Genomic DNA, 26997 nt, shown 5'->3' on the forward strand with positions numbered 1-26997 from the left:
TTGCAGAGGTCTGGAGACCCGTCATGAGCCTCGCCGTCGCCTTCCAGATGGACCCCATCGAGTCGATCAACATCGACACCGATTCCAGCTTCATGATGGCGCTGGAGGCGCAGAAGCGCGGCCATCGCCTGTTCCACTACCACCCGCGCGACCTGATCCTGACCGGCAACCGGCTGACCGCCCGCGTGCGCGAGATGACGGTGGTGCGCCAGCGCGGTGCCCATTACACGCTGGGCGATCCGGTGCCGACCGATTTGTCGACGATGGACGTCATCCTGCTGCGGCAGGACCCGCCCTTCGACATGGCCTACATCACCTCCACCCACCTGCTGGAGCATGTCCAGCCCAAGGTGCTGGTGGTCAACGACCCGGCCGAGGTGCGCAACGCGCCGGAAAAGCTGTTCATCACCAAGTTCCCCGACCTGATGCCGCCGACGCTGATCACCAGCGACAAGCAGGCCATCCTCGACTTCCGGGCCGAGCACAAGGACATCATCGTCAAGCCGCTGTTCGGCAACGGCGGCGCCGGCGTCTTCCATTTGAAGCCGGACGACGAGAATCTGGGATCGCTGCTGGAGATGTTCACCCAGCTCTACCGCGAGCCGGTGATCGTCCAGCGCTACCTTCCGGAAATCCGCCAGGGCGACAAGCGCATCATCCTGATCGACGGCGAGCCGGCCGGTGCGGTCAGCCGCATGCCGCTGGAGGGCGAGGCCCGCGCCAACTTCCATGCCGGCGGCAGCGCCAGGAAGACCGAACTGACTGCGCGCGAGCGCGAGATGTGCGCCGCCATCGGCCCGGTGCTGCGCGAGAAGGGGCTGGTCTTCGTCGGCATCGACGTGATCGGCGACTACATGACCGAGATCAACGTCACCTCCCCCACCGGCATCCAGGAGATCAACCGCCTGGACGGGGTGCAGCTGGAAGCCCTGCTGTGGGACGCCATCGAGCGCCGCCGCGCGGGGAAATAAGAATGCGCCGCCGCGCAGGGAAATGAAAACGCACCGCCGCGCGAGGAGATAAGAATGCGCCGCCGCGCGGGCAAGTAAGGATACAGGCAACGCGGGAGCCGCCGGGCCGCCTTCAGGCGGCCGGGCGCTGCCGGGTGAAGGCGTCGCGGATATGCCGTGCCAGTTCGGCCGCTGCCGGCGTCGGCGGCCGGTCGGGCAGATGCAGCGTGACGGCGAAGGACGGCAGTTCCGGCAGGCCGCAGTCCGGCGGCAGGACATCGAGATCCGCCGGCACGGTAAAGGCCAGCCAAGCCGAAACCGCGAGGTCCATCCGCACGGTGGCGAATGTGGCATCGAGGCCGCCATTCTCGAAGACGGTTCGCCAATTCCGGCCTTGCCGCTGCAGGCTTGCCGTCACCGCCGGCTTGAAGATGCAGCTGTCCACCACCAGCGACAGCGGCAGCGGCGCCTTCGCATAGGCCGTGCCGCCCCTGGCACCGACCCAAACCAGCCGGTCGGCCATCAGGTGCTCGCCCCGCGCCGTCGCCACCGGCTCTTCGACCACCGCGAGGTCGAGTTCACCGCCGGCAAGCCGTTCGGCCAGTTCCGAAGACGATCCGCAGACCAGCGACAGGTCGACCTGCGGAAATGCCTCGGCGAACCTCTTCAGCACCGGAGAGATGCAAGGTCCGACCAGATCATAGGGAGCCCCGATCCGTACCGGCCCGTCCAGGACGCCGCCGTTGATGCCGGCCCAGATTTCGTCGTTCAACGACAACAGCTGCCGGACCTTGCCCAACAGCCGTTCTCCGGACGGCGTCAGGCGCAGGCTGCGGCGGTCGCGGATGAACAATGCCCCACCCGTCAATGCCTCCAACCGGGCGATCTGCTGACTGACCGCGCCCTGCGTCAGGTTCAGGGTCTGGCTTGCCGCCGTCATGCTGCCCAGGTCGGCGGCGACGGCGAAGCTGCGCAGAAGCGCGATGTCGAGATTCCGGGCCATGCATGCATTATGATCCCTAATGGACGGCTTCACTAGAATTGGTTTTCAGGATGGCAGGGAGTGCGCGATCCTGCGGCCGCGGTCCCGTCGGACCGGCGGAAAAGGGAGTGCACATGAGTCCGTCCATCAACATCGAGGCGGCCCTGGCCGGCGTCACCGAGCATTGGTCGCCCAAAGTGGTGGGGCGGGTGAACGACCAGTATGTGAAGGTCGCCAAACTTCTCGGCCAATTCGTCTGGCACAAGCATGACGATGAGGATGAACTGTTCCAGGTCATCCGTGGCCGCATGCGCATCCAGTTCGAGGACGGCAGCGAAACCGCGCTGGCACCCGGCGAGTTCTGCATCGTTCCCCGCGGCGTGATGCACAATCCGGTCGCCGACGAGGAATGCTGCATCCTGCTGATCGAAACGGTGACGACCAAGCACACCGGCGATGTCGAGACGCCGATGACCCGCTCCATCGCCGAACAGCTGGCTTGAAGGCGCATCCGGCTGCGGCGCGCCGCGCCTTGACCGGCGGACTTCGGGGGGCGATAACTGCCGCCTCCCAGAGTTTTCGAGCGAGACCACCCGTGAACCGCATCTTCTCCGGCATGCAGCCGACCCGGCAGCTTCACCTCGGCAACTATCTGGGGGCGCTGCGCAACTGGGTGGATCTGCAGAACAGCTACGAGTGCATCTTCTGCGTCGTCGACCTGCATGCGCTGACCATCGACCAGGACCCCGAAGTCCTGCGCAACAACATCCGCGAGGTCGCCGCGGCCTATATCGCCGCCGGCATCGACCCGGACAAGAACATCCTGTTCAACCAGTCGGTCGTCGCCGGCCATGCCGAACTGAGCTGGATCCTGTCCTGCCACACGCCGCTGGGCTGGCTGAACCGCATGACGCAGTTCAAGGAGAAGGCCGGCAAGCAGAAGGACATGGCCAACCTCGGCCTCTATGCCTACCCCACCCTGATGGCCGCCGACATCCTGCTGTACAAGGCGACCCATGTGCCGGTGGGCGAGGACCAGAAGCAGCATCTGGAACTGGCGCGCGATATCGCCGGCGCCTTCAACCGCCGCTATGAGACCGAATTCTTCCCGCTGCCCGAGCCGCAGATCCTGGGCGAGGCGACGCGGGTGATGAGCCTGCGCGACGGCAAGAAGAAGATGTCGAAATCGGACGAGTCCGAATATTCGCGCATCAACATGACCGACGACGCCGACACCATCGCGCAGAAGATCCGCAAGGCCAAGACCGACCCGGAACCCCTGCCGGAGACGGTGACCGAGCTGGAAGCCCGTCCGGAAGCCGACAACCTCGTCACCATCTACGGCGCGCTGGCCGGCCAGTCGCGCGAGCAGGTGCTGGCGCAGTTCGCGGGCGCCCAGTTCTCCGACTTCAAGAAGTCGCTGGTCGACCTGTCGGTGGACAAGCTGGCGCCGATCACCACCCGCATGAAGGAGCTGCTGGCCGACAAGGCGGAGATCGACCGGCTGCTGAAGAAGGGCGGCGAGCGCGCCGCCGCCATCGCCGAGAAGAACCTGAACGACGTCAAGGACATCATCGGCCTGTTGCGGCCGTAAGGATGTCTTGCCCGTGACGGCTCCCATCCTGCTCACCGGCTTCGCGCCGTTCGGGACCATCCCGGACGGCGAAGCGGGCCATCCCCCGGCGGAAGACCATCCCTGGACGGCCGATCCGACCGCCCTGCTGATGGCTCGGCTGGCGGGAGAGCCTGGGGTCGTCACCGCCACCCTGCCCCCCCTGTATGACGCCTGCGGCGAGGCCTTCGCCGAATTGCTGGCGGAACACCGGCCGCTGGCGGCACTCGGCTTCGCCTGTCTGGAAGCGAGCGATTACATCCGGCTGGAGCGGCTGGCCTGGAACCGCGACGAAAGCCCATTGGCCGACGCCGCCGGGACGGTGCGCGAGACCGCCGACATCCTGCCCGATGGGCCGACCGCCTATGGCAGCACCCTTCCGGTGCCGCGGGTGATGCGGGAATTGTCGATGGCCGGGCTGCCGGTGACCTTCGGCGACTTTTCCGGCGGCTTCCTCGGCAACCATCTGTTCTATCGGGCGCGGCACATCATCGAGAGTGCCGGGCTGGACGTGCCCTACGGCTTCTTCCACATGCCGCCGCTGCCGGAACGGGCGGCGGTTCTGCGCCGTTTCGGCGGCCTGGCGCTGGACCGGCAGGAATTGGCGGTGCGCACGCTGGTCGGAATGCTGCGCACGGCGCTGAACGGCGTCGCCTGAAAAACGGAATTAGGCGGTTCGGGCGGAACGGCGCTGGTCGGGCGGGTTCACGATGGCGCGCAGTGCGTCCAGGAACTCACGGCCCTTGTCGGTCAGGGTGACGATCTTGCGGCGACGCTCGCGCGGGTCTTCCTGCGCCTGCACCAGGTCGAGGCCGGCCTTGCCGAAGCTGTGCCAGCGGCTGAGCGCCGCGACGTTGCGCGACGCGGAGGATTGGGCGATGCCCAGGCGTTCCGCCAACTCGCCGATGGAGATGCCTTCGCTCTGCGCGATGGTCATGAAACTCAGCGCATACTGGATGGGCAGGTCGGGGTCGAGCTTGCGGAACGCCTCAAGCACCTGGACGACGGTAAGGACCTCGTCATGACGAACGCGGGCCGGCATTCAGCAGGTCTCCGCGGCGCCGCGCGCTATGCAGCGCGGGAGGGTGGTCCCCAGCGGGCCGGTGTGTAGATGATGTTCAGGCGTCCAAGCCATAGGATGACTTCCCCGTTTTCACGCCGCAGGTCGAAGGACCCGGCCGGCGATGCCCAGCGGGCGTGTTCAACGAAGAGACGGTGACCGCAAAAACCCAGAAAGACACACATGGGATCCTCTCGATATCCGGAATTCACGTTCGAAGGCTGCGGGACCGGGAAGGGCCGGTTGGGCATGGAGGGCGGCCGGGTTGCTGGCCATATGGGCGGCGTTGATGGCCGGATCGCCGGATCGGCGGGTCCAGGCAGTGGCTACGATGGCTTTCATCGAAACTCTCCAGAGGTTGGGTGATGCCGGCGTGAGAGGCCGGCAAATCCGGTATCGCCGGTCAGCGATACGGTTGCAAGGTCAAAAATGTCCGCGCGTCCGATAGGTTCCGACCGCGGATGTGAAAAGGTGAGTGACGGGTGCCGAGCGGAGGCTCATCGCCCTCCGCGGATGCACCGTCCGTCAATCCGATGTCGCGCCGCAGATGGTCGCACAGACGGCCCGGCCCGGAGGATGCTCCGGCATCGAGCCAGCGGCTCCGCAACGCCGTCCACAAGGTCGGCATGATCGTCTCCCCGATATGAGAGGCTCCGGCGGCCGGGCCCCTGACGGCGAAATAATTCCGTATTCGGATGTATTCCGTCAATCCGTCCATTCGAAGATGACGTGACCTTCACCGCGAGCCTGTTGCAAATCGGCACCGCTCGGGCGCCGTTTCGCCAACGGGCAGGATGGCGGCGAGGCCCTCTGGACAAGCGGACGCCCGTCGGTCAAACACGAAGCCGTTGCCGGACGCCGTCGGCGGTACTCCGTTCATCGGTTTCCTATCCATCAGTTCCAGGTCGCCCGTTCGTGTCCATCCTCCCTCCTCCCGCATGGCCGACAGTGGCGCGCTCCGCCCGTAAGCTGCGGGTGGCGGTGACGGCGACCGTCGTGGCGGTGGGGATGTCCTGGAGCCTGCCCGCGGCGGCAGAGGCGCGCTTCACCCCCGGCCCCTGCTGGTTCACCGTGCCCGACGGCGAAGCCGCACTGTGCGGAACGGTGGCGGTCCCGGAGCGGCGCGACCGCCCCAACAGCCGCAGCCTGCGCCTGCCGGTCGCCGTCCTGCTCAGCACCGCCCGCCAGCCCGCCCCCGATCCGGTGCTTTTCCTGGAAGGCGGACCCGGCGCCTCCCCCTTCGGCAGCGGCGAGGCGACGGAGGAGCGGATGGAAGTGTGGTGGGAGCTGTCGGCCCCCTTCCGCCGCACCCGAAACATGATCCTGTTCGACCCGCGCGGCGTCGGCCGGGCGGAACCGGACACCGATTGCCCGGAGCTGGACGCCGTCGGCGCCACCCGCGGCACCAAGCCGCTGACGCGCGAGCAGCGGACGGCGGCGGAACGGGCGGCGGTCGGCGCCTGCGCCGCACGGCTGGAGGCGGCCGGGCTGGACACCACGCAATTCTCCACCCCCGTCGCGGCGGAAGATGCGCTGGACATCGCCACGGCGCTGGGCGCCCAGCGGGTGAACCTGTTCGCGGTTTCCTACGGCACACGGGTCGGGTTGGAGATCCTGCGGCGGCAGGGCGGCCGCGTCCGCACCGCCGTCTTCGACAGCGTCTACCCGCCCGACGTCAACGCGCAGGAAGAGACGGCCTGGCTGGCCCAACGCGCCTATCGGCGGCTGTTCGACGATTGCGCCGCCAGCCGGACCTGCCGTTCCGCCTTTCCCGATCTGGAAAAGCGCTTCCTCGGCTTGGTCGAGCGGCTGGACCGCAACCCGGTCGACATCGTGGCCGGCGACCATGAGACGCGCCGTGTCCTCAGGATGACCGGCGGTGCCGTCATCGCCGCCGGGCTGGAGGCGATGGCGATCAGCGAGGCGGTGCCGGCGGTGCCGATCATGATCGACCGTGCCGCCCGCGGCCAATATGCCGCCCTCGCCGAATGGGCGCCGACCAACTGGCTGGGCGATCCGGAAATCGCCGACGGGTTGGCCTTCTCCGTCGAATGCCGCGAGTCGGTGAACACCGCCGACCCGCTGAAGCGCGCCGACACCGCCCGCCGCAATGCCCCCTACGGGCTGGTCGCCGTCGACGATCCCGGCCAGCGCGTCTGCCGGCTGTGGCCCGCCGGCCATCAGGACCTGGCCGAACGGCTGCCGGTCGCCAGCGCGGTACCGGCCCTGCTGCTGTCCGGCGCCTATGATCCGGTGACCCCACCCGAATGGGGCGACCGCGCCGCCGCCACCCTGCCCAAGAGCCGCCATCTGGTCTTCCGCGCCGCCAGCCACATCGTGACCTCCAGCGAGGATTGCGCCATGGCCGCCGCCGTGACCTTCGTCGAGCAGGAGTCGGTTCCGGCGACAGCCTGTCCGGGAGCGGCCAAGCCGCCGCTGTTCGAAGTGCCGTGAGCGCCGTCGCGACGAAGCCCCCTCACCGTCCCGGCGCGATCCGCCGATAGCTCAGCGCCTCCGCGATGTGCCGCCGCCTCACCCCTTCGGCCCCGTCCAGGTCGGCCAGAGTCCGTCCCACCCGCATCACCCGGTGGTAGCCGCGGGCGGACAGCTTCAGCCGCTCCGCCGCCTCGGTCAGCAGGGCGCGGCCGGACGCGTCGGGAGAGGCCACCTTCTCCAGCAGTTCGCCGTCGGCCTCGGCATTCGTCCGCACCGCCCGGCCGGCCGGGTAAGGACCGAAGCCGCCATAGCGCTCCGCCTGGATGGCGCGGGCGACGGCGACGCGGGCGGCGATGTCGGCGCTGCCCTCCGCCGGGGGCGGCAGGCTGAGATCGGCGGGGCTGACCGCCGGGACATCGATGTGCAGGTCGATGCGGTCGAACAGAGGGCCGCTGATCTTCGACTGGTAATCCGCGGCGCATTTCGGCGCACGGGCGCAGGCGAGCGAGGCGTCGTCGAGATGGCCGCAGCGGCAGGGATTCATCGCCGCCACCAGCTGCACCCGGGCCGGATAGGTCACATGGTGGTTGGCGCGGCTGACCACCGCCTTGCCGGTCTCCAGCGGCTGGCGCAACGCCTCCAGCAGCGCGCGGGGGAATTCGGGCAATTCGTCGAGGAAGAGAACGCCCTGGTGCGCCAGGGAGATCTCCCCCGGCCTGGCCCGCGTGCCGCCGCCGACCAGCGCCGGCAGGCTGGCGGACTGGTGCGGGGCGCGGTAGGGGCGCTGGCGCAGCAGGCGCCCCTCCTCCAGCAGCCCGCCGACGCTGTGGATCATCGACACCTCCAGCGCCTCCGCCGGGTCGAGCGGTGGCAGCAGGCCGGGCAGGCGGGCGGCCAGCATCGACTTGCCGGACCCGGGCGGGCCGACCATCAGCAGGTTGTGCGATCCGGCGGCGGCGACCTCCAGCGCCCGCTTGGCAGTCTCGTTGCCCTTCACGTCGCGCAGGTCGGGCGGCGGCGCATCCTGCTCCTGCAGCCGCGGCTTGGGCGGGGTCAGCACCTGGGTGCCCTTGAAATGGTTGATCAGGGCCAGCAAGTTGGCCGGCGCCAGCACGTCCAGTTCGGGACCGGCCCAGGCGGCTTCCCCGCCGCAAGCGGCCGGGCAGATCAGCCCGCGGTCGTTGGCCAGCGCGTCGATGGCGGCGGGCAGCACACCGGCCACCGGGGTCAGCGCGCCGTCCAGCGCCAGCTCGCCGAGCGCGACATAGCGGGCGATCTCCGCATCCGGCAGCACGCCCATCACCGTCAGCAGGCCGAGCGCGATGGGAAGGTCGAAATGGCTGCCCTCCTTCAGCACGTCGGCGGGGGCGAGGTTGACGGTGATGCGCTTGGCCGGCAGCGCCAGCCCCAGGGCGTGCAGGGCGGCGCGCACCCGCTCCCGGCTTTCGCCCACCGCCTTGTCGGGCAGGCCGACGACGGTGAAGGCGACGATTCCCCCGGACATCTGGACCTGGACGTCGATCCCCAGCACATCGATGCCCTGGAACGCCACCGTATTGACGCGCGCAACCACCACCACACCCCGGAACAGACGTCCATTCGGACCAATTACACGTGATTGTAGTCATGGAAGAAATATTCCGCCAGCGCCGGATGAGAATCGCCACTCTTCCGACCCCGTCATGCCGGCCCGGCGCAGGGAACGGTTGTCGCGGCCGGCCGCCCGCCTAACATGAGGGCAACCCATTTCCAGCCCGCATCGTCGAAAAGGATCCGCCACCGTGCAGCTTCACCTGAGCACCTGGGCCGAGGTCGAGAGCTACCTGAAGAGCTCCAAGGGCATCATCATGCCGATCGGCTCGACCGAGCAGCATGGGCCGAACGGGCTGGTCGGCACCGACGCCATCTGCGCCGAAGTCATTGCGAAGGGCGTCGGCGACGCCACCGGCGCGCTGGTCGGCCCGACGATCCCGGTCGGCATGGCCGTGCATCACATGGAATTCCCCGGCTCGATGACGCTGAAGCCGTCGACGCTGATCGCCGTGCTGCGCGACTATGTCGGCTCGCTGGCCGAACACGGGTTCGAGCGCTTCTTCTTCGTCAACGGCCATGGCGGCAACATCGCCACGCTGCGCGCCGCCTTCTACGAGATCCATGCGGAGAACCGGGCGCTGCGCGGCCGCGACGCGCCGGACCTGCGCTGCGCCCTGGTCAACTGGTGGGAGAACGGCGAGGTCGGCCGACTGTCGCGCGAGCTGTACCAGGGCAAGGAAGGATCGCACGCCACCCCCAGCGAGGTGTCGGTCACCCAGTACGCCTATCCCGACTCGATCAAGACCGTGGCGATGGAGCCGGAACAGGCGCCGGCCGGCGGCTTCCACGACGCCCGCGACTTCCGCCGCCGCTATCCGGACGGCCGCATCGGCTCGGCTCCCGGCTTGGCCCGCCCCGAGCACGGCCAGCGCCTGTACGAGGCGGCGGTCGGTGCCATCGCCACCCAGTACCGCGCCTTCATGGCGGAGCAGTAAGCGAGCCCCGGCAGTCGCCTCCGCGGTCGCAAGGCCGCAGGGCTTCTTCGTCCCGCACGTTGATTCGGCGGTCGGACCTGCCTAAATTCGGACCGGTTGCCGGAAATCCCGTTCCGCAGCCGTACAGCCCGAACAGAGCCCGGCCGCCCCAGTCCATGATCAACGAGCTGAATCAGCGATCGCGCGAAATCTTCCGGCTGATCGTCGACGCCTATGTGGCGTCCGGCGAGCCGGTCGGCTCGCGCACGATCTCCAGGCGGCTTGGCATGGCCCTGTCGCCTGCGACCATCCGCAACGTGATGGCCGACCTGGAGGAGCAGGGGCTGCTCTACGCCCCGCACGCCTCGGCCGGCCGCATCCCGACCGATGCCGGCCTGCGCATCTTCGTCGACGGCCTGCTGGAGATCGGATCGCTGACCGAGGACGAACGCGCCTCGATCGAAGCGAAATGCTCCGCCTCCGGCCGCGCCTTCGCCGACGTGCTGGGCGAGGCGTCGAGCATGCTGTCCGGCCTGTCGCACTGTGCCGGGCTGGTGGTGGCGCCCAAGACGGACCGGCCGCTGAAGCACATCGAGTTCGTCTCGCTCGGCCCCGGCCGCGCCCTGGTCGTCCTGGTGAACGAGGACGGGCTGGTCGAGAACCGGGTGATCGAGGTGCCGATGGGGGTCCCGACCTCCACCCTGCAGACGGTGTCGAACTTCCTCAGCGCCAAGCTGGCCGGCCGTACTCTGGACGAGGCCCGCCAGGAGGTCCTGCAGGAGATCGAACAGCAGAAGACCCAGCTGGACGAGCTGTCGCGCAAGGTGGTCTCCGCCGGCTTGGCGACCTGGGCCGGCAGCGGTGGCTCCAACGCCGGCCAGCTGATCGTCCGCGGCCAGTCCCGCCTGCTGGAGGACGTCACCGCCCTGTCCGACCTGGAGCGCGTGCGCGGCCTGTTCGAAGCGCTGGAAACCAAGGAGACGATGCTGCGCATGCTGGACGCCACCGGCCGCGGCGACGGCGTGCAGATCTTCATCGGTGCGGAGAATGTGCTGTTCAGCCACTCCGGCTGCTCGATGATCATCTCGCCCTTCCAGAACAGCCGCGAACAGGTGATCGGCGCCATCGGCGTGATCGGCCCGACCCGCCTCAATTACGCCCGCATCATTCCGCTGGTGGATTACACCGCCAAGGTGGTCAGCCGGCTGATCGGCTGAGCACCGCTCCCGTCCACTCCCTCCGCCTTTTGACGAAGCAAGAATTGAGAAAACCATGAGCGAAGAGCAGAACAAGCCCTCCGACGCCACGGTGGAGCCGAGCGAGGCCGCCGCCGATACCGCCGCCGCCAGCCAGACGGACGCCGGTTCGCCCGAGGACCGGGTCGCCAAGCTGGAGGCCGAAGTCGCCAGCCTGAAGGACCAGCTGCTGCGCGCCATGGCGGAAACGGAGAACACCCGGCGCCGTGCCCAGCGCGACCGCGAGGACGCCAGCAAGTTCGCCGTGTCCGGCTTCGCCAAGGAGCTGGTGTCGGTCGCCGACAACCTGCGCCGCGCCCTGGACGCCGTTCCGGCCGAGGGCCGCGAGCAGGACGAGATGCTGAAAGGCCTCGCCGTCGGCGTCGAGGCGACCGAACGCCAGCTCTTCGCCGCCTTCGATCGCGCCGGCATCAAGAAGATCGACCCGACCGGCGAGCCGTTCGACCCGAACTTCCATCAGGTGATGTTCGAGATCGAGAACACCGGCAAGTCCGCCGGCACCGTCGTCCAGGTCCTGCAGCCGGGCTACACCATCCATGGCCGCCTGCTGCGCGAGGCGATGGTCGGCGTCGCCAAGGGCGGTGAGGCCGGCGGCCAGCACGTCGATACGAAGGCGTAACCATATAGTCTCTGGAAAGCTCCCGGTTCCGCGGCGATGCCGCCGGGCCGGGGGCTTTCTGTTGTTTGGGATACGGGACACCCGCGGTTGACGGTCGGCGGGAAATTGCCTAGGCCTTTCCCTTATTCCTTTCGGCCGAGCAACCGGAGCCGCCTTCCATGCCCAAAAGCGTCCTGACCGTCGACGATTCCAAGACCATCCGCGACATGGTCGGCTTCACGCTGAAAGGCGCCGGCTATGAGGTGGCGGAGGCCGCGGACGGCAATGCCGGCCTGGCGCTGGTCAACCAGCGCAAGTTCGACTGCATCATCACCGACCTGAACATGCCGGGACTGGACGGGCTGGCGCTGACCCGCGCCATCCGCGCCTCGGGCACCAACCGGGCCACCCCGATCCTGCTGCTGACCACCGAAGCCGACCCCGCCAAGAAGACCGCCGGCCGGGAAGCCGGTGCCACCGGCTGGCTGGTGAAGCCCTTCAATCCGGAAAAGCTGGTCGAGACGGTGCGGAAGGTCTGTCCGTAAGGATTGGATTTCCTTCAACGGGCAACCAGGAACTCCCCGTCCGGATCGTGCGCGGCGAACCGCCGCTGCGCCATCCCACGGTCGGCGACGGCGTAGCAGTAGACGCACCCATGCGGGCAGCTGTCGTAGTCGCCGATGTCGCGGCTTTCCGCGCACAGGCAGCCGGGACGGTTGCCCTTCTCCCGCGCGGCAACGTCATAGCCGGCGACGTCCGACAGCCGGAGCGCATCGACGCAGCGCGCCGGCGCCGTGCCGGGCGTGCCCACCAGATCCGGCTGGGTGCAGAGCGTCAGCGCCATCCCCTGCCCCGCCGCGATGTCGGCCAAGTCCGCCAGCAATGCCCGTTTTTCCTCCGCCTCCGGATCGCGCCAGCCGATGCCGGCGGCAGCGAGGTTGCGGGCGGTCTTGCGGTAGGGCTGCAGGAAGGACGCCACCACCTCGTCGGTCACCCCATGCAGCGCACGGGCGATGCGGGCGAAGGTCTCGCGGTGCCGGTCCGGCGGTGTGGCGTCGGTCAGTACGATGGGGTCGTAGCGCCAGACCGCGGCCCGCGCACCCCAGCGCTCGCGCACCTGCGCCATATGGCCGACCGCCGTTTCCCAGGCGGGGACCGAGCGTTCCAGCGCGGTCGGCAGACCGGTCACGCTGTACTGCACGATGAAGGGAAAGCCCCGCTGCGCCACGCTGTCGAGCGCGTGCAGGAAGGGTCCGAGATTCTTGGTCCAGAAGATGAATCCGTCGACCGCCGGCCGGGTCAGGTCGATGCGGTAGGTCTGGCCGCCATAGGGATTGACCATCCGGCAATGGCCGGCGTCCAGGCGGTTCAGGAACCAGCGCCCGTAGAAGGCGGGAATGTCGGTCTTGTAGCTGGCGGAGATGATCATGCGACCAGCATGGGAATGCCGGCCCGCCGCATCAAGGGCAAGCCGGCATCGACCAGCGGCGATCTTACTGGACGGCGCGGACTTCGACCACTTCGGGGATGTAGTGGCGCAGCATGTTCTCGATGCCGTGCTTCAGCGTGGCGGTGGAACTGGGGCAGCCGGAGCAGGCCCCCTTCATCGCCAGATAGACGACGCCGCGCTCGAAGCCCTGGAAGGTGATGTCGCCGCCGTCCTGGGCGACCGACGGGCGGACGCGGGTGTCCAGCAGCTCCTTGATCTGCTCGACGATCTCCTCGTCGTCGGCGCTCGCCGCCGCGGCATGGCCGTCGCCGCCGTCCTCCAGCAGGACCGGGCGGTCGGCGGTGAAATGCTCCATGACGACGCCGAGGATCGACGGCTTCAGCAGGAACCAGTCGCGCGCGTCGGTCTTGGTGATGGTGATGAAGTCGGCGCCCAGGAAGACGCCGACGACGCCCTCGATCTCGAACAGGCGCTGGGCGAGCGGCGACCGGGCGGCATCCTCGCGGCTGGTGAAGTCGGCGGTGCCGCGTCCGAGCACGTCACGCCCCGGCAGGAACTTGAGAGTCGCCGGGTTGGGCGTCTGCTCGGTCTGTATGAACATGGTCTGGTCCTCCATCGGCGGCGGAATAGAACCGCCGGCGCGCCCGGGATCGGGACGCGGAACGATTGGGGGAAATCTGGGCCGAAACGCCGGACGGATCAAGGACCCGGGTTGTGTGGGTATTCGGTGTCCGGCATGCGCCGTCCGTCTTCGGCGCCCATCCTTACGTGATCGCGTCCAGCTCCTCATTGCTGAGGCCGCCGGGGACGATGGTCAGCGGAATGTGCAGCCGCCCCAGGCCGCGGCCGGTGTAATAGGAGATCAGCGGGCCGGGGCCTTCCGGGTCGGTGCCGGCGGCCAGCACCAGGATGGAGATGCTCGGCTCCTCCCCGATCAGGGCCAGCACCTCCTCGGTGCGGTTGCCTTCGCGGACATAGAGCGCCGGCAGGGTGCCGGTCAGCTGGTTGACCTCGCGCGCCAGCTTCTGGAGCATCTGCTCCGCCTCGGCGCGCTGCTCCTCGCGGATCAGGTTCTCCACCGCCAGCCAGTGCTGCATCTCGCCCTTTTCCAGGACGGTCAGCAGCGCCACCTTGCCGCCCGACTTGCGGGCGCGCAGGCAGGCGTAGCGGAGCGCCACCTTCAGCTCCGGGCTGTCGTCGACCACCACCAGGAAGATGCGCACCGGCTTGGGAGGCTGCGGCGGTTGGGCGGAGGTTTCCGGTGTCGTGGACTGCGTCGCGTCGGTCATCTCGATAACCCTCTCGGCTTAGACCCGGCGGAATGCGGCGCCGGCCGCCCAGCCGGCCGCGATGGCGCCGAGGACGGCGGCCACCCCGTAGATGACCGGGCGGTTGCGGGCGAAGTCCGACACTTCGGCGCTGAACCCGATCTTGGAAACCACCAGCGGCGTGGTCTGGGCGCTGACCACGTCGCCATCCCGAATCAGCAAGGCTTCGACATTGTACAGCCCGGTCGGGACATTGGCCGGGAAATAGATGTTGGTGCGGAACAGCCGTTCGCCCAGGAAGGCGACCTGCCCCATGGAGATGGCGTACAGGCCCTGGCGCTGCTTGTTGCGGATCAGCGCGCTGCGGTAGGCGGCGAGCTCTTCCGGCGGCAGGGTGGCGTCGACCGGCAACTGCAGTTGCGGCAGGCCCAGTTGCTGGCGTTCCAGCACCGGACGGCCGACCAGCTGGTCGAGCGGCCGGCTGACCGCCACGGTGTAGAAGCTGGGCACCTGGTCGAAGCGCACGCTGTCGGTGTTCATCCACATGCCGGCCACCCGCTGCTTGCGGCGGACGGTGACGGGCGCGCGCGGACCGGTGACGACGATGGCGACGTCGCCCGGCCCGTCGGTGGTGCCGAACAGCACGACCTCCGTTCCCGTGAAGCCGGTGGTGATGGCGATCAGGTGGCTGGACAGGTCGGCGACCAGCTGCTGTGCCCACACCGTCGCCGCCACCGTGCCGCCCAGCAGCAGCCCGGCCAGCGCCGCGGCCCCCTGCACCGCCAAGCGCCTGGTTGGCCGGCATTTGGTCCAGGCGGCCATCATCGCACCCCCATGGTCAGGGTGAACAGGTCGTCGGGACGCGAGAACAGGTCCCAGGCCAGCTTCAGCGCCACCGCCACCACGATCGTCGACAGCGCCAGCCGGGCGGTCTCGCCGCGCAGGCGGCTGCTGGCCCTGGTGCCGAACTGCGCGCCGATGACGCCGCCGATCAGCAGCAGGAGCGCCAGCATGGCGTCCACCGTCTGGTTGGTGGCGGCCTGCAGCAGGGTGGCCGCCGCGGTGGTGAAGATGATCTGGAACAGCGAGGTGCCGGCGACCAGCCCGGCCGGCATGTTCAGCAGATAGATCATCGCCGGCACCAGGAGGAAGCCGCCGCCGATGCCCATGATCGCCACCAGCATGCCGCCGACCGCGCCGATCCCCGCCGGCAGCAGGGCGGAGATGTACAGCTTCGATCGCTGGAACCGCATCTTGAAGGGCAGGCCGTGCAGCCAGATGTGGCGATGCAGCTTGCCGCGCTTGGCCGTCGGCGCGCGGCGGCGCAGGATGGCGCGGCTGCTTTCCACCAGCATCATGCCGCCGATGGTGCCGAGAAAGAAGACGTAGGACAGGGTGATGGCGATGTCGATCTGGCCCAGCCGCTGCAGGATGCCGAAGATCCACACCCCCACCGCGGTGCCGACCACGCCGCCCGCCAGCATCACCACGCCCAGCTTGACGTCGACGTTGCCGCGCCGCCAATGGGCCAGGACGCCCGACACGCTGGCCGCGACCAGCTGGTTGGCCTGGGTGCCGACGGCGATGGCGGGAGGAACGCCGATGAAGATCAGAAGCGGCGTCATCAGGAAGCCGCCGCCGACGCCGAACATCCCGGACAGGAACCCGACGAGCCAGCCCATGCCGAGCACCAGCAGCGCGTTGACCGACATCTCGGCAATCGGCAGATAGACTTGCATGGAGGAGCGATCTGTCGGCAGGGGCGGGAGCGGCAGCTTACCCGAGCCTGCAGGGTGGCGGAAGACGGCAAACCCGGCTTTTGGGGTTAGGCAAGGCGACGGTCAGTGCACCGGCGCGTGGAAGAAGACCTGATAGCCCCCTTTCTGCGGAAAGACATGCTCCGCCTCGCGCCGGGCCGACGAAAGGTCCATCGCACGCACCACCACGCGGTTGTCGTAGCGCCAGGCCGGGTTCACCGGCTTGCCGGCGGCACGGGCGGCAGCGGCGACGGTGGAGTCGAGCTGCACCTCGGCCCGGAAACCGCGCCGGATGGTGCCGGATGTCCCGAGGATATGCAGGAAGACCGGCGGCTCCTTGTCCAGCGCGTCGATCTGGCGCTGGAGATGCTGGACCCGCAATTCGGCGGCGGACAGCCGGCCCTGCGCCTCTTCCAGGCGGCAGACCAGATCGGCGAGCGCTTCGGTCTCCGCGCGTCGGCGCTCCTTCAGCGGCAGCACCGATTGCCGCAATCGGTCCAGCCCAGCCACCCGTTCCCAACTGCGCCGGATTCCGACCCAGCACAGATGGCACAGCAGCGCTGGCGCCGCCACCAGCGGGACCGCCGAGTCGAGGATCGTCCGCACCGCCTCCATCACCGCACCGCTCTCCTCTTCTCCCGCACCTGCCCTTGGCACGCCCGTTGCTGGTTTGCGGACGCACGCAGCAAGGCGCGTGCCGGAGAGGCGGGAAACGGGACGATGAACGCACAGACGCCGCTGCTGCTCGAGTTGGAGTTGGTGAGTCTGATGGCTTGCCTCGGCTGGATCGCCGTATCGATCCTGCGCATCGGCAAGCGGATCGCCGCCGTCCAGTGCCGCCGGTCGCAGCTGCATCACGCACGCACGGAACTGACCCGGATCACCGACTCCCTGCGCCGCGACCTGCGCCGCCAGGAAACCGAACTGCACCAGCTCGAAGAGGCGATCGCCGTCCGCAACGCGCAGGCGGCGGAGCTGCAGGCCAAGCTGAACGGGCTTCGCCGCCAGGGTCCGCGGGAATACACGCTTTTCAGCGAACGCTTCGGCGAGAAGGACCGGCTGTGGCTGATGACCGTCCCGCGGCCCGACCGGCCGGAGCGCTGGGCGGTGGCCGCCCCCGACGGCGGGACGGCGATGGCGCTGCTGTGCGCCAGGACCACGGTGCCGGAACGGCCGGTGGTGGACGATCAGCTCACTTGATATCGGCGGCTTTCGATCCTGACCTGCCTGGATCAAAAACTTCGGCGGCATGGATACCGGCGGTCACGGTCAATGAAGGCTGGGTCGATGAACGCCGGTATCGGATCGGAAAACAGAACCGGCCGCAGTTGCAGAATGCAATGCGGCCGGCAATCCTCTCGCGAAGTGAGGCGCAAATCGCGGCCGGATCGAGCCCTACGCCAGGATGCCCTTGGCAGCGACCAGCTCGCGCAGGTTCATCTCCGGACGGGCACCGACATGGCTGATGATCTCCGCCGCGGCGACGGCACCCAGGCGGCCGCAGACCGCCGGGGTCAGGCCGCGGGTGAAGCCGAACAGGAAGCCGGCGGCATAGAGATCGCCGGCGCCGGTGGTGTCGACCACCCGCTCCACCGGCTCGGCCGCCACCTCGACCACTTCGCCGGCCGACACGATGACCGCGCCCTTCTCGCTGCGCGTCAGCGCCGCGGTCTTGCCCAGCCGCTTCACCGCCGCCAGCGCGTCCTCGAAGCGGTCGGTGCCGTAGAGGGCGCCGATCTCGTGCTCGTTGGCGAACAGGATGTCGACGTGGCGCTCCACCAGATCGACGAACTCGGCATGGTGGCGGTGGACGCAGAAGCTGTCGGACAGCGACAGCGACACTTTGCGGCCGGCGGCATGCGCGATTTCCGCCGCCTTGCGGAAGGCTTCCTTGGCGCGGGGCGGATCCCACAGATAGCCTTCCAGATAGGTCACCTGCGACCCGGCGATCAGCGCCTCGTCGATGTCCTCCGGCCCCAGCTCGACGCAGGCGCCGAGATAGGTGTTCATCGAGCGCTGGGCGTCCGGCGTGACCAGGATCAGGCAGCGGGCGGTCGGCGCCCCGGCCACCAGCGGCGCGCTGTCGAAGGCGACCCCCGATGCCCGGATGTCGTGGCGGAAGACGTCGCCCAACTGGTCCTTGGCGACCTTGCCGATATAGGCGCCCCGGCCGCCCAGCATGGCGATGCCCGCCATGGTGTTGCCGGCCGACCCGCCGGAGACCTCGACGCCCGGTCCCATCCGGCCGTACAGTTCTTCCGCCCGGGCGGCGTCGATCAGCGTCATCGCCCCCTTCTCGATGGTGTTGGCGGCGAGAAAGGCGTCGTCGGCGTGGGCGATCACGTCCACGATGGCATTGCCGATGCCGGTGACGTCGTAGGCGGCATCGTGGATGGACGTGACCATGGGCTCTCCTGACAGATCAAGCGGGGAAGGCGAATTCGCGGCGCGAGTATAGCCACCGCCGCCCGCATCACAAGCGTGGCTCCTGGAAGCACTCCCGATGTTCCCTGGCCGCGATGGAGCCGGCAGTTGCTTGCATGATGAAAGTAACCATGCGACAGTCGCCGCCATGCGACGCACCCGGCTGACCGACGTCCCCTGCCCGATCGCGCGCGGCCTCGACGAGGTCGGCGAATGGTGGTCCCTGCTGATCCTGCGCGACGCGATGTTCGGCCTGACCCGCTTCGACGAGTTCCAGCGCAGCATCGGGCTGGCCACCAACATGCTGACCCGCCGCCTGCACGCCCTGGTCGAGGCCGGGCTGCTGGAAAGACGGCCCTACCAGGACCGCCCGCCGCGCCATGGCTATCACCTGACCGACAAGGGACGGGATTTCCTGCCGGTGCTGATCGCCTTGGCCGACTGGGGCGGCCGCTGGCTGCGGTCCGGAGAGGCGTTCCACATCGTCGACCGCGACACCGGGCTGCCGGTCGACCCGGTGCTGATCGACCGGCATAGTGGCGAAGCGGTCCGGCCGGAACGGTTGCGGCCGGAATTCATCCTCCCTGTAAAGACGACATCGGCAAAGGACGACATGCAATGAGACGAGTCGTGGTCACCGGTCTGGGCGCGGTCACCCCGCTCGGGGCCGGCGTGGCGCCGAGCTGGCGCGCCGTGCTGGACGGGCGCAGCGGCATCCGTGCGGTCAGCGGCGTCGATGCCGCCGACCTGCCCTGCCGCATCGCCGGCCAGTTGCCGGATAGCGGCGACGCGGCCTTCGACGCCGATGCGGTGGTGCCGCCGAAGGACCAGCGCAAGATGGACCGCTTCATCCTGCTGGCGCTCGCCGCGGCGGAAGAGGCGGTGGCCGATTCCGGCTGGCGCCCGACGGACGCGGAGGCGCAGGAGCGCACCGGCGTGATGATCGGTTCCGGCATCGGCGGCCTGCCCGGTCTGGCCGACGCGGCGCTGACCCTGCGCGACAAGGGGGCGCGCCGCATCTCGCCCTTCTTCGTGCCGTCGAACCTGATCAACCTGGCGTCGGGCCATGTCTCGATCCGCTTCGGCTTCCGCGGGCCGAACCATGCCGTCGTGACCGCCTGCGCCACCGGCGCGCACGCCATCGGCGACGCCGCCCGGCTGATCGCCATGGACGACGCCGACGTCATGCTGGCCGGCGGCAGCGAGGCGACGGTCTGCCGTCTCGCCATCGCCGGCTTCTGCGCCGCCCGTGCCATGTCCAGCGGCTTCAACGACGACCCGGCCCGCGCGTCGCGCCCCTGGGACCGCGACCGCGACGGCTTCGTGATGGGCGAAGGGGCCGGCGTGCTGGTGCTGGAGGAGCTGGAGCACGCCAAGCGCCGCGGGGCGACGATCTATGCCGAGGTCACCGGCTATGGCCTGTCGGGCGACGCCTACCACATCACCTCGCCGGCGGAGGATGGCAACGGCGCCTTCCGCGCCATGCGCGCAGCGCTGAAGCGGGCGGGACTGGCGCCGGAGGAGGTCGATTACGTCAACGCCCATGCCACCTCGACCCCGGCCGGCGACCCGGTGGAGATCGTCGCGGTCAAGCGCCTGTTCGGTGCGGCGGCGGGCGGGCTTTCGATGTCCTCGACCAAATCGGCGACCGGCCACCTGCTGGGGGCGGCGGGGGCCGTCGAGGCGATCTTCGCCATCCTGGCGATGCGCGACCAGGTGGCGCCGCCGACCCTGAACCTGGAAGCGCCGTCGGAAGGCTGCGACCTGGACCTCGTGCCGCTGCGGCCGAAGGAACGGCGCATCCGCCACGTCCTGTCGAACAGCTTCGGCTTCGGCGGAACCAACGCGGCGCTGGTGTTCAGCCCGGCACCGTAACGGGTACGGTCCGAGAGGGGGCGGCACGGGGGGCTGGAACCCGGCGCCCGGCCGCCGTAGATATGCGGACGGCCGTCGCCGCCATCCCCCACCGCCCTACGGACCGCCGATGATCCGCGCCCTTCTGCTTGCCTTCGCCCAGCTGTCCGACCCGCGCGTGCGCCGCGTGGTGTGGATCGGGGTGTTCGTCTCGGTGATCGCCTACGCCCTGCTGGCGGCCGGCGCGTCGTGGGCATTGTCGGCGACGCCGCTGACCGGCTATGGCTGGGTCGACGCCACCATCGACGTGCTGGGCGGGCTGGGGGTGCTGGTGCTGGCGTGGCTGCTGTTCCCGGCCACCGTCGGCACGGTGTCGAGCTTCTTCCTGGACGAGGTGGTGGAGCGGGTGGAGGCGCGGCACTATCCAGCCCTGCCCGCCCCGCGCCAGACCGGCTGGCTTGAAGAGCTGGCGACGGCGCTGCGCTTCCTGCTGCTGGTGCTGGCGGTCAACCTGCTGGCGCTGCCGATCTACCTCTTCGCGCCGGGCCTGAACCTGATCGTCTTCTACACCGTCAACGGCTATCTGCTGGGACGGGAATATTTCGAGATGGTCGCGCACCGGCGGCTGGACCGCGCCACCGCCCGGGCGATGCGGCGTGCCAGACCGCTGAAACCTTTTTTGGCCGGGGTCGTCATTGCCTTCCTTTCCACCATCCCCTTCGTCAATTTGCTCGTCCCGGTCGTCGCCAGCGCTTTCATGGTTCATGTCCTACAGTCCATGTCGGCTCCCCTTGCGGCGGGCCGGACGACCGTGATACGCCGCTAGGCGGCACGGCCGAACACCGTCGCCTGTCCGGAAGCCGGCTGCGGCGACCGCCTTCCCGGCGGCGCGCTTCCGGCACCGGACCTCTCGACTTCCAGGCCATCCCGCCACCCGCAAGTCCAGATTGGGGGAACCGCTCATGCTGTTCGGACGAAAGACACCGCCCGCCGCTCCCAAGGCCGACATCCCAGTCCCGCCGCAGCCGGGTGTCCGTCCGTACACCCCGGGCGAGCCCGGAGCCGTCTCGTCGCCGCTCGCCTCCCTCAACAATCCGGTGCCGGGCGGCAATCCGGTATCCGCCGCAGCAGCCCACGCATCGGGCATGGCCCCCAGCATGGCTCACGCCCTGGCCGACACGCAGCACGCCTCTCCGGCCTATCCCGACATGCCTTCCGCCTCGAAGGGACCCGACATGAACAGCATTCCCAAGCCCCCGACCGCACCGTCCGTGCCGGGTGCCGGCTTCAAGCCCGACGTGCCGCGCCGGGTCGTCGACATGCCCGGCTCCGCTCCGCGCCAGCCGTCGATTCCCGTCGCCACCCCGGCGGCGGCACCCATCGCCCAGGCGCCCGTCCAGGCCCCCATCGCCCCGGCCATGCCGGAACAGCGCCGCCTGACCGTCGGCCGCGACATCTCGCTGACCGGCGAGATCGGCTCCTGCGACGTGCTGGTGGTCGAAGGCACGGTCGAGGCCAAGCTGCGCGAAGGCCGCTCGGTCGAGATCGCCGAGAGCGGCCTGTTCAAGGGCTCCGTCGAGATCGAGGAGGCCGACATCGCCGGCCGGTTCGAAGGCGACATCTCCGTCCGCGGCCGCCTGACCGTGCGCTCCACCGGCAAGATCACCGGCTCGATCCGCTTCGGCGAGCTGGCCGTCGAGGCCGGCGGCCAGCTGGTCGGCGACATCCAGCTCTACAGCGCAGGCTCCAAGCCCGCCGCCGCTCCGATCCACGTCCAGGCGCCGATCGAGCAGGTTCCGGCGGCCGAGGCGGTCTGACCCTCGCTTCCGACCGGTACGGAACGCAAAGCAACGCCCGGCTGGCTTCCGCCATGCCGGGCGTTTTGCGTCCGGAGGGTCGTCCGGCGTCCGGTCCGCGGCTTGGGTCCGCAAGGGGCGGGCAGCCTGAGGGGGTCAGGCGATGATCTTGTCCTTGAAAGCGCAGAGATCGGCGACCGGGCAGAGCGGGCAGTCGGGCTTGCGCGCCTTGCAGACATAGCGGCCATGCAGGATCAGCCAGTGATGGGCATGGCGGCGGTAGAGCTTCGGCACCGCCTTCAGCAGTTTCGCCTCCACCGCGTCCGGCGTCTTGCCGGGGGCGAGGCCGGTGCGGTTGCCGACCCGGAAGATGTGGGTGTCGACCGCGATGGTCTCCTCCCCGAAGGCGACGTTCAGGACGACGTTGGCGGTCTTGCGGCCGACGCCGGGAAGCTGTTCCAGCGCCTCGCGGTCGCGCGGCACCTCGCCGCCATGCCGCTCGATCAGCAGTTCCGACAGGCGGATGACGTTCTTGGCCTTGGTGTTGAACAGGCCGATGGTCTTGATGTAGCCGCGCAGCCCCTCCTCGCCCAGCGCCACCATCTGCCGGGGCGTGGTCACGACCTGGAACAGCGGACCGGTCGCCTTGTTCACCCCGACGTCGGTCGCCTGGGCCGACAGCACCACGGCGACCAGCAGCGTGTAAGGATTGACGTATTCCAGCTCGCTCCGGGGTTCCGGGTTGGCGGCGGACAGGCGGCGGAAGAATTCCTGGACGGCGGCGGGCTTCATGGCCGCCACCATAGCCGCAACGGCCCCGCTTGCGCCAGAGGCGGAGAACGCCGTGACGGCCAAGGCCGGACCGACTTGGCCCGGCGCGACGCCTGATCGGATGTCCAAACTGAAGCGTTGCGTCGCAAATTGCGACAAAATTTCGAATAAGTGGCGGTAATCCAACAGAATTGGTCGCAGGATTACCGCTTTCCGGCTCCTTCGGTCGTGGCGTATGATTTGCTTACTGCCAGGACACCGTTTGAATGCCTGCAATTGAACCAGGGAATTTCCTGGCTGTGGCGTTTGGATCGGATAGGGGTGTTTCGAAATGACCGCGTCTTACTTTGTGGAACTGAAGACCTGGGGACTGCATGTCCGATTGCAGGGCACCCTGTCGATCGAGCAGCGCGACGCCATCGCCCGCCAGGTGGAGGTGCACTGCGCCTCCCTGGGGGCCCGCGGCACGCCCTGGTGCAGCCTTGTCGAGTTCGACCATTTCGAAGCCGACGGGTTGCGGCCGGAAATCCTCGTCGCCCTGATGAGGCTGGCACGGCGCTGCGGACATCAGCGCAGCGCGGTGGTGATGACGGACTGGCACTGGGCTTCGGCGATGGCCGACGCGATGATCGCGGCCTGCATCGACGATCAGGCGCGGATCTTCGTCCAGGCCGAGGGGCTGCAAGCCGAAAGCGGGCTGGATGCGGAGATCGAAGGCCGGCCGGCCGGCGATTTCGCCGGAATGGACAGTGCCATGGCCTGGGTGCTGAACGGCGGCGTGGTGCCGATGGTGTCGAAGGCGGCATAACCCCACCTTCCTCGCGGTTTCCTGCCGGGCGCCGCCGGTTTAGGATGGCCGCCATGCCCATCGACATCAGCGGCCCGCAATCCAACGGTTCCCCCTCCGCGGAGAGCGGCGACGCAGGCGCGTCGGTGCGTGTGTTCTTCGACGCCATCCTCCATCCGCACCGCAGCCTGGGCCGCAACGGCTTCCGGGTGCTGATGGGCGTGGTGGTGGCGATGAACCTGATCGTCGCCGGCATCTTCGTCGCCCATGGCGCTTGGCCGGTGGTGCCCTTCTGCGGGCTGGACGTGCTGGCACTGTGGCTGGCCTTTCGCGTCAGCTACCGCTCCGCCCGCCACTATGAGCGGGTGCGATTGACCGAAAGCGCCCTGACCGTCCAGCGGGTCCACTGGAAGGCGCCGGAACGTCGCTGGTCCTTCCACCCCCATTGGCTGCGGATCACCCACAGCGAGCCTGCCGAGCATGAGCGCAACGGCCCGGCCGGGCAGGTCACGCTGAGTTCGCACGGCCAGTCGGTCGGGGTCGGGGCCTTCCTGTCGCCGGACGAACGCTCCAGCTTCGCCCGGGCCCTGGGCGACGCGCTGCGCGCGTGGCGCCGCCCGCCCTGCCCGCCGGCACCCGCCGGATAACGCCGGGCTTAGCGCCGGTCCGCCGGATCGGGCACGCCGCGTTCGTCCAGCTCCTCGTCCACCTCGCGCTCGACCGCCCGCTCCACCTTCTCGTCGATGCGGTGGTCCAGGCATTCGGCGGTCCGGGCGAGGCGCTCGAAGCTGCTCTTCACCTTCGCCAGCTCGGTTTCCGACATCTCCTCCAGGTCGATCATGCCGTTGCGCGCGGTGTGGGTGGCGCGGATCAGCTCGTCCAGCTTCAGGTGGATGGCCTGGGTGTCGCGGTTCTGGGCGTTCTGGATGATGAACACCATCAGGAAGGTGACGATGGTGGTGCCGGTGTTGATCACCAGCTGCCATGTGTCGGAAAAGTGGAACAGCGGCCCTGTCAGCCCCCAGACCAGAACGACGGCGAAGGCGGTGACGAAGGCGCCCGGACGGCCGGACTGACGTTCCATCCAGCGGGCAAAACGGGAAAAGGCATCACTGACCATTCTGCGGCAGGCTCCCGCTCATCGGACGTACAGGACGTACATAAGGAAAACGCCCGGCAAGGCCGGGCGTTCCCTATCCGTAAGGTCTGGGCCGCTGCCTGCGGGCAGTACCCCCGGCAGTCAGGATCCCTGGCTGAGCGCTTCCGCCAGCGCGCGGTCCTGTGGGTTATGGCCGACGACCAGCTGCATCGACTGGGTCGGCATGGCGATGCCAAGCTCGTCGAACTTCTTCTTCAGCAGGCGGTTGAACTCGCGGGTCACGCCCCACTGGCGGGTCGGGCGCGTCTTGAACTGGGCCAGGATGTTGATCCCGGTGTCGGACAGCTTGTCGACGCCCAGCACCTCCAGCGGGTTCAGGATGTCGGCGGCGAATTGCGGCTGGGCCTGCACCTCGGCCCCCGTCTCCTTCAGCACGGCGATGATGCGGTCGGGGTCCTCGCGGTTGGACACCATGATGTTGAACAGGGTGACCGAGAAGTCCTTGCTCATGTTCTTCACGGTGGTGACGGCGCTGAAGGGCACGGAATGGACGGCCCCGGCCCCGTCGCGCAGGCGGATGGAGCGGATGGAGATCGCCTCCACCGTGCCGGAATGGCCGCCGCCGACATCCACCACGTCGCCGACCGACACCGTGTCCTCGAACAGGATGAACAGGCCGGTGATGATGTCCTTGACCAGCGTCTGCGAGCCGAAACCGATGGCGAGGCCGACGACGCCGGCACCGGCCAGCAGCGGCGCGATGTTCACGCCCAGTTCCGACAGGGTGATCAGCGACACCATCGTCACCAGCAGGATCAGGAAGGCGTTGCGCAGCAGCGGCAGCAGCGTGCGCATGCGGGCGCTGCGTTCGATGCGGGTGCCGTTGCGGTCGGTGGTGCGCAGGAAATGCTCGATCAGCGCGCTCACCACCTCCCAGGCGACGATGGCGCCGGCCAGCAGCAGGCCGATGGAGATGACGCTGCCGACGATGCGGCGGCCGGCGGCCGTCTCGACCATCCCCAGCGTGTCGATGCCCCAGCCGTTCAGCGCCGCCCCCAGCGCCACCAGCCAGATGATGGCCTTGCCGATGCGCTGGACGATGGGGAGATAGTGGAAGGCGCGGGTGTGCAGCTGCGGCAGGTTGCCGGCCAGCTCGCGGTTCATCGTCAGGCCGCGGCGCAGGGTCCGGTTCAGCCCACCCACCAGCAGCCGCGCCACCACCACCGCCACGACGGTCACGGCGGTGCCGCGGGCGAGGAATTCGAACCCGCCATAGACGTTCAGCACCCAGACGCCCAGCGTCACCACGACATAGAGGATGGCGAGCACGTGCCAGATCTCGGCGAAGCGGCGCCGCGCGGTGCGCAGGACTGCGCCCTGCCCTTCCGCCTCGCGCCGGGCGGTCGCCAGCGGGTCGCCGTCGCCCGACAGCGGGTTGCCGCGCATCCAGTCGGCGACGCCGACGCGGTTCTGCAGGATCAGCGCGATCAGCATGGCGGCGATCACCACGCCCAGCAGCTTCAGCAGCGCACCGTAGGCGCCCAGCGGCAGGCCCAGCACATAGGCGCCTTCCGCCAGGAAATAGCCGTAGACCGCCACCGCGATCAGCCGGCGCGACCAGATGTAGCAGCGCCGCGCCCCGGCCTCGCTGGTGTGGACCAGCCGCAGGTTGGGAGCGTCGGGGGCGAACAGCATGCGCACCACGACCAGGAGCGCCTGGGTGATGACGGTGGCGTTGACCACCGCCAGCGCCACCAGCCGCACGCGCGGCGCCGGTTCGGTCACCGACAGGATCGTGTAGGCGACGACGATGAATCCCAGGATCGGCGCCAGGTCCAGCACCGCCCGGCCGAGCAGCATCGGGATGCGCAGCAGGGTGGAACCGACGGGACGGGCGGCCATCGCGTGGCGCGGCCGGCTGAGCAGCCAGGCGATGCCGCGGGCGGCCACCGCGCCGATGCCGAGGATCATCGCCAGCTGGATGCCGATCTGGACCCAGCGTTCGCGGGCGGTATCGTCCTGCGCCTGCCGCTGGACCCAGGACAGCGCCCCCGGCAGGTCGGAGAAGACGTTGGCGACCTGCACCAGCTGGCGGCTGACCACGTCCATCCGCGCCGCCAGGAAGGCCAGCGCGCGGGCGCCGAGGGTCTGCGGCAGCGCCGACTCGCCCTCCGCCTCCTTGGCTTGGGCGAGGCCGCGCTGGGCGGTGATCAGGTTGCGCAGCTGGGTGACCAGCTGGGTGCGCGCATCCTGGTTCTCCAGCGTGCCGACCAGCGCCTCCAGCTGCTGGACGGTCGCCTCGTCGACCACCACCGGCGCGGCGGCGGGGGCGGCACCAGCGGCCGGGGCGGCGGGGGCGGCACCAGCGGCCGGGGCGGCGGGAGCGGCGG

Annotated in this window: 29 protein-coding genes; 16 read left to right on the top strand and 13 right to left on the bottom strand. The window is 69.0% G+C overall.

Annotated features, from left to right (window positions below; translation table 11 throughout):
• Nucleotides 1-23: 23 nt before the first annotated feature.
• Complete coding sequence (gene gshB / locus JHL17_RS33810; protein WP_200199049.1) at nt 24-971, top strand: glutathione synthase; 948 nt, start codon at nt 24-26, stop codon at nt 969-971.
• Nucleotides 972-1083: 112 nt separating this feature from the next.
• On the opposite strand, the gene JHL17_RS33815 is transcribed toward gshB, so the two are convergent.
• Entirely contained in the window at nt 1084-1953 is an 870-nt protein-coding gene (locus JHL17_RS33815; RefSeq protein ID WP_200199050.1) for a LysR family transcriptional regulator, read from the bottom strand.
• Nucleotides 1954-2066: 113 nt separating this feature from the next.
• Between JHL17_RS33815 and JHL17_RS33820 the strand changes: the two genes are divergently transcribed.
• The 3 genes from JHL17_RS33820 to JHL17_RS33830 all read left to right on the top strand — a co-directional run bounded on the left by JHL17_RS33820 (nt 2067) and on the right by JHL17_RS33830 (nt 4202).
• On the top strand, nt 2067-2435 hold the full coding sequence (locus JHL17_RS33820; RefSeq protein WP_200199051.1) for a cupin domain-containing protein: 369 nt from the start codon (nt 2067-2069) through the stop codon (nt 2433-2435).
• A gap of 92 nt (nt 2436-2527) precedes the next feature.
• Nucleotides 2528-3526, top strand: coding sequence for a tryptophan--tRNA ligase (gene trpS, locus JHL17_RS33825; protein ID WP_200199052.1), 999 nt, complete (start codon nt 2528-2530; stop codon nt 3524-3526).
• A gap of 13 nt (nt 3527-3539) precedes the next feature.
• Entirely contained in the window at nt 3540-4202 is a 663-nt protein-coding gene (locus tag JHL17_RS33830) for a pyroglutamyl-peptidase I family protein (protein ID WP_200199053.1), read from the top strand.
• Nucleotides 4203-4211: 9 nt separating this feature from the next.
• Here JHL17_RS33830 and JHL17_RS33835 read toward each other — a convergent pair whose 3' ends face one another.
• Nucleotides 4212-4586, bottom strand: a complete 375-nt coding sequence (locus tag JHL17_RS33835) for a MarR family winged helix-turn-helix transcriptional regulator (RefSeq protein WP_045581268.1) — start codon at nt 4584-4586, stop codon at nt 4212-4214.
• 933 nt (nt 4587-5519) lie between these two features.
• On the opposite strand from JHL17_RS33835, the gene JHL17_RS33840 reads away from it, so the two are divergent.
• Nucleotides 5520-7058, top strand: coding sequence for an alpha/beta fold hydrolase (locus tag JHL17_RS33840; RefSeq protein WP_345773934.1), 1539 nt, complete (start codon nt 5520-5522; stop codon nt 7056-7058).
• Nucleotides 7059-7080: 22 nt separating this feature from the next.
• Here JHL17_RS33840 and JHL17_RS33845 read toward each other — a convergent pair whose 3' ends face one another.
• On the bottom strand, nt 7081-8613 hold the full coding sequence (locus JHL17_RS33845) for a YifB family Mg chelatase-like AAA ATPase (protein WP_200199054.1): 1533 nt from the start codon (nt 8611-8613) through the stop codon (nt 7081-7083).
• Between the two features lie 208 nt (nt 8614-8821).
• On the opposite strand from JHL17_RS33845, the gene JHL17_RS33850 reads away from it, so the two are divergent.
• From JHL17_RS33850 to JHL17_RS33865, 4 genes are all read left to right on the top strand, one after another.
• The gene (locus JHL17_RS33850; RefSeq protein ID WP_200199055.1) at nt 8822-9568 is read left to right on the top strand and encodes a creatininase family protein; all 747 of its coding nucleotides are present in this window, start codon (nt 8822-8824) and stop codon (nt 9566-9568) included.
• Between the two features lie 155 nt (nt 9569-9723).
• A complete protein-coding gene (gene hrcA / locus JHL17_RS33855) occupies nt 9724-10764 on the top strand; it encodes a heat-inducible transcriptional repressor HrcA (RefSeq protein ID WP_200199056.1) in 1041 nt (346 codons plus the stop codon).
• Nucleotides 10765-10819: 55 nt separating this feature from the next.
• Entirely contained in the window at nt 10820-11422 is a 603-nt protein-coding gene (grpE, locus tag JHL17_RS33860) for a nucleotide exchange factor GrpE (RefSeq protein ID WP_200199057.1), read from the top strand.
• Between the two features lie 158 nt (nt 11423-11580).
• The gene (locus JHL17_RS33865; protein WP_200199058.1) at nt 11581-11946 is read left to right on the top strand and encodes a response regulator; all 366 of its coding nucleotides are present in this window, start codon (nt 11581-11583) and stop codon (nt 11944-11946) included.
• A 14-nt stretch (nt 11947-11960) separates the two neighbouring features.
• Here the strand turns inward: JHL17_RS33865 and JHL17_RS33870 are convergent, their stop codons facing one another.
• From JHL17_RS33870 to JHL17_RS33895, 6 genes are all read right to left on the bottom strand, one after another.
• The gene (locus JHL17_RS33870; RefSeq protein ID WP_200199059.1) at nt 11961-12830 is read right to left on the bottom strand and encodes a DUF1848 domain-containing protein; all 870 of its coding nucleotides are present in this window, start codon (nt 12828-12830) and stop codon (nt 11961-11963) included.
• A gap of 64 nt (nt 12831-12894) precedes the next feature.
• Entirely contained in the window at nt 12895-13452 is a 558-nt protein-coding gene (locus tag JHL17_RS33875; protein WP_200199060.1) for a NifU family protein, read from the bottom strand.
• Between the two features lie 163 nt (nt 13453-13615).
• The gene (locus JHL17_RS33880; protein ID WP_200199061.1) at nt 13616-14140 is read right to left on the bottom strand and encodes a universal stress protein; all 525 of its coding nucleotides are present in this window, start codon (nt 14138-14140) and stop codon (nt 13616-13618) included.
• Between the two features lie 18 nt (nt 14141-14158).
• A complete protein-coding gene (locus tag JHL17_RS33885) occupies nt 14159-14944 on the bottom strand; it encodes a TIGR02186 family protein (RefSeq protein WP_200199062.1) in 786 nt (261 codons plus the stop codon).
• Nucleotides 14941-15858 carry a sulfite exporter TauE/SafE family protein gene (locus tag JHL17_RS33890; protein ID WP_200199063.1) on the bottom strand — a complete coding sequence of 306 codons (918 nt, stop codon included), beginning with the start codon at nt 15856-15858 and terminating at the stop codon, nt 14941-14943. The genes JHL17_RS33885 and JHL17_RS33890 overlap by 4 nt, the downstream gene beginning before the upstream one ends.
• A gap of 102 nt (nt 15859-15960) precedes the next feature.
• A complete protein-coding gene (locus JHL17_RS33895; RefSeq protein ID WP_345773935.1) occupies nt 15961-16533 on the bottom strand; it encodes a hypothetical protein in 573 nt (190 codons plus the stop codon).
• Between the two features lie 63 nt (nt 16534-16596).
• On the opposite strand from JHL17_RS33895, the gene JHL17_RS33900 reads away from it, so the two are divergent.
• Nucleotides 16597-17076: a hypothetical protein gene (locus JHL17_RS33900; RefSeq protein WP_200199064.1), complete on the top strand. Its 480-nt coding sequence runs from the start codon at nt 16597-16599 to the stop codon at nt 17074-17076.
• A 195-nt stretch (nt 17077-17271) separates the two neighbouring features.
• Here JHL17_RS33900 and JHL17_RS33905 read toward each other — a convergent pair whose 3' ends face one another.
• Nucleotides 17272-18282, bottom strand: coding sequence for an adenosine kinase (locus JHL17_RS33905; protein ID WP_200199065.1), 1011 nt, complete (start codon nt 18280-18282; stop codon nt 17272-17274).
• Nucleotides 18283-18448: 166 nt separating this feature from the next.
• Between JHL17_RS33905 and JHL17_RS33910 the strand changes: the two genes are divergently transcribed.
• From JHL17_RS33910 to JHL17_RS33925, 4 genes are all read left to right on the top strand, one after another.
• On the top strand, nt 18449-18922 hold the full coding sequence (locus JHL17_RS33910; RefSeq protein ID WP_200199066.1) for a winged helix-turn-helix transcriptional regulator: 474 nt from the start codon (nt 18449-18451) through the stop codon (nt 18920-18922).
• Nucleotides 18919-20175 carry a beta-ketoacyl-ACP synthase II gene (gene fabF, locus JHL17_RS33915; RefSeq protein WP_200199067.1) on the top strand — a complete coding sequence of 419 codons (1257 nt, stop codon included), beginning with the start codon at nt 18919-18921 and terminating at the stop codon, nt 20173-20175. Before JHL17_RS33910 ends, fabF begins: the two co-directional genes overlap by 4 nt.
• Nucleotides 20176-20284: 109 nt before the next feature.
• Complete coding sequence (locus tag JHL17_RS33920; protein ID WP_200199068.1) at nt 20285-20980, top strand: EI24 domain-containing protein; 696 nt, start codon at nt 20285-20287, stop codon at nt 20978-20980.
• A 136-nt stretch (nt 20981-21116) separates the two neighbouring features.
• Nucleotides 21117-21971 carry a bactofilin family protein gene (locus tag JHL17_RS33925; protein WP_200199069.1) on the top strand — a complete coding sequence of 285 codons (855 nt, stop codon included), beginning with the start codon at nt 21117-21119 and terminating at the stop codon, nt 21969-21971.
• Between the two features lie 135 nt (nt 21972-22106).
• Here JHL17_RS33925 and nth read toward each other — a convergent pair whose 3' ends face one another.
• The gene (nth, locus tag JHL17_RS33930; protein WP_200199070.1) at nt 22107-22742 is read right to left on the bottom strand and encodes an endonuclease III; all 636 of its coding nucleotides are present in this window, start codon (nt 22740-22742) and stop codon (nt 22107-22109) included.
• Between the two features lie 310 nt (nt 22743-23052).
• On the opposite strand from nth, the gene JHL17_RS33935 reads away from it, so the two are divergent.
• The gene (locus tag JHL17_RS33935; RefSeq protein WP_200199071.1) at nt 23053-23529 is read left to right on the top strand and encodes a hypothetical protein; all 477 of its coding nucleotides are present in this window, start codon (nt 23053-23055) and stop codon (nt 23527-23529) included.
• Nucleotides 23530-23582: 53 nt separating this feature from the next.
• Nucleotides 23583-24155 carry a DUF2244 domain-containing protein gene (locus JHL17_RS33940; protein ID WP_200199072.1) on the top strand — a complete coding sequence of 191 codons (573 nt, stop codon included), beginning with the start codon at nt 23583-23585 and terminating at the stop codon, nt 24153-24155.
• Nucleotides 24156-24163: 8 nt separating this feature from the next.
• Here the strand turns inward: JHL17_RS33940 and JHL17_RS33945 are convergent, their stop codons facing one another.
• Together JHL17_RS33945 and JHL17_RS33950 are read right to left on the bottom strand one after the other, a co-directional pair.
• Nucleotides 24164-24628, bottom strand: coding sequence for a low affinity iron permease family protein (locus tag JHL17_RS33945; RefSeq protein WP_200199073.1), 465 nt, complete (start codon nt 24626-24628; stop codon nt 24164-24166).
• Nucleotides 24629-24748: 120 nt separating this feature from the next.
• Nucleotides 24749-26997, bottom strand: a 2249-nt coding sequence (locus JHL17_RS33950; protein ID WP_200199074.1) for a mechanosensitive ion channel domain-containing protein, incomplete at its 5' end; no start/stop codon positions are given.

The sequence above is a fragment of the Azospirillum endophyticum genome (genome assembly GCF_016595245.1).
GTDB classification, from domain to species: Bacteria; Pseudomonadota; Alphaproteobacteria; order Azospirillales; family Azospirillaceae; genus Azospirillum; species Azospirillum endophyticum.

What these genes read in the sequence shown, in the direction of transcription:
- gshB (WP_200199049.1), top strand. Translation starts at nt 24, where the DNA reads ATGAGCCTCGCCGTCGCCTTCCAGATGGACCCCATCGAGTCGATCAAC.
- JHL17_RS33815 (WP_200199050.1), bottom strand. Translation starts at nt 1,953, where the DNA reads ATGGCCCGGAATCTCGACATCGCGCTTCTGCGCAGCTTCGCCGTCGCC.
- JHL17_RS33820 (WP_200199051.1), top strand. Translation starts at nt 2,067, where the DNA reads ATGAGTCCGTCCATCAACATCGAGGCGGCCCTGGCCGGCGTCACCGAG.
- JHL17_RS33835 (WP_045581268.1), bottom strand. Translation starts at nt 4,586, where the DNA reads ATGCCGGCCCGCGTTCGTCATGACGAGGTCCTTACCGTCGTCCAGGTG.
- hrcA (WP_200199056.1), top strand. Translation starts at nt 9,724, where the DNA reads ATGATCAACGAGCTGAATCAGCGATCGCGCGAAATCTTCCGGCTGATC.
- grpE (WP_200199057.1), top strand. Translation starts at nt 10,820, where the DNA reads ATGAGCGAAGAGCAGAACAAGCCCTCCGACGCCACGGTGGAGCCGAGC.
- JHL17_RS33865 (WP_200199058.1), top strand. Translation starts at nt 11,581, where the DNA reads ATGCCCAAAAGCGTCCTGACCGTCGACGATTCCAAGACCATCCGCGAC.
- JHL17_RS33870 (WP_200199059.1), bottom strand. Translation starts at nt 12,830, where the DNA reads ATGATCATCTCCGCCAGCTACAAGACCGACATTCCCGCCTTCTACGGG.
- JHL17_RS33875 (WP_200199060.1), bottom strand. Translation starts at nt 13,452, where the DNA reads ATGTTCATACAGACCGAGCAGACGCCCAACCCGGCGACTCTCAAGTTC.
- JHL17_RS33880 (WP_200199061.1), bottom strand. Translation starts at nt 14,140, where the DNA reads ATGACCGACGCGACGCAGTCCACGACACCGGAAACCTCCGCCCAACCG.
- JHL17_RS33885 (WP_200199062.1), bottom strand. Translation starts at nt 14,944, where the DNA reads ATGATGGCCGCCTGGACCAAATGCCGGCCAACCAGGCGCTTGGCGGTG.
- JHL17_RS33890 (WP_200199063.1), bottom strand. Translation starts at nt 15,858, where the DNA reads ATGCAAGTCTATCTGCCGATTGCCGAGATGTCGGTCAACGCGCTGCTG.
- JHL17_RS33900 (WP_200199064.1), top strand. Translation starts at nt 16,597, where the DNA reads ATGAACGCACAGACGCCGCTGCTGCTCGAGTTGGAGTTGGTGAGTCTG.
- JHL17_RS33905 (WP_200199065.1), bottom strand. Translation starts at nt 18,282, where the DNA reads ATGGTCACGTCCATCCACGATGCCGCCTACGACGTCACCGGCATCGGC.
- JHL17_RS33910 (WP_200199066.1), top strand. Translation starts at nt 18,449, where the DNA reads ATGCGACGCACCCGGCTGACCGACGTCCCCTGCCCGATCGCGCGCGGC.
- fabF (WP_200199067.1), top strand. Translation starts at nt 18,919, where the DNA reads ATGAGACGAGTCGTGGTCACCGGTCTGGGCGCGGTCACCCCGCTCGGG.
- JHL17_RS33920 (WP_200199068.1), top strand. Translation starts at nt 20,285, where the DNA reads ATGATCCGCGCCCTTCTGCTTGCCTTCGCCCAGCTGTCCGACCCGCGC.
- JHL17_RS33925 (WP_200199069.1), top strand. Translation starts at nt 21,117, where the DNA reads ATGCTGTTCGGACGAAAGACACCGCCCGCCGCTCCCAAGGCCGACATC.
- nth (WP_200199070.1), bottom strand. Translation starts at nt 22,742, where the DNA reads ATGAAGCCCGCCGCCGTCCAGGAATTCTTCCGCCGCCTGTCCGCCGCC.
- JHL17_RS33935 (WP_200199071.1), top strand. Translation starts at nt 23,053, where the DNA reads ATGACCGCGTCTTACTTTGTGGAACTGAAGACCTGGGGACTGCATGTC.
- JHL17_RS33940 (WP_200199072.1), top strand. Translation starts at nt 23,583, where the DNA reads ATGCCCATCGACATCAGCGGCCCGCAATCCAACGGTTCCCCCTCCGCG.
- JHL17_RS33945 (WP_200199073.1), bottom strand. Translation starts at nt 24,628, where the DNA reads ATGGTCAGTGATGCCTTTTCCCGTTTTGCCCGCTGGATGGAACGTCAG.